Origin of the sequence: Mesorhizobium sp. M6A.T.Ce.TU.016.01.1.1, from assembly GCF_003997065.1 — a bacterium.
Classification (GTDB): domain Bacteria; phylum Pseudomonadota; class Alphaproteobacteria; order Rhizobiales; family Rhizobiaceae; genus Mesorhizobium; species Mesorhizobium mediterraneum.
In genome coordinates this window covers 1-362 of record NZ_RZTJ01000156.1, presented here as the reverse complement: position 1 = coordinate 362, position 362 = coordinate 1, and the positions used below count along the sequence as shown (strand labels likewise).

At 63.3% G+C, this 362-nt stretch carries 1 protein-coding gene; it reads right to left on the bottom strand.

What is annotated here, in order from left to right; genetic code table 11:
* Window positions 1-362 (bottom strand): MFS transporter (locus EOC94_RS33730; RefSeq protein ID WP_127295898.1); only part of this gene is annotated, 362 nt, incomplete at both ends.

Genomic DNA, 362 nt, shown 5'->3' with positions numbered 1-362 from the left:
CCATCGCATTCTGTGCCGCCGGCGGCGTCCATCCGGCAGGCCTCCAGCCCTCCGGCGGCACCCTGACGATAACGGCGCCGATCAGCATGAAGACGAAATAGACGATGCCCAGCACCAGGAAGGTTTCGGCGACGCCGATGTGCTCAGGCGTCGAAAACAGCTTCATCAGATAAACCGACAGCGGCGAGGCGATGAAGGCGCCGCCGCCGAAGCCCATGATCGCCATGCCGGTTGCCATGCCCGGCCGGTCCGGAAACCAGGTGATCAGCGTCTTGACCGGCGAGATATAGCCGAGGCCGAGACCGATGCCGCCCAGCACGCCGTAGCCGAGATAGATGATCCACAATTGGTGCAGATAGACG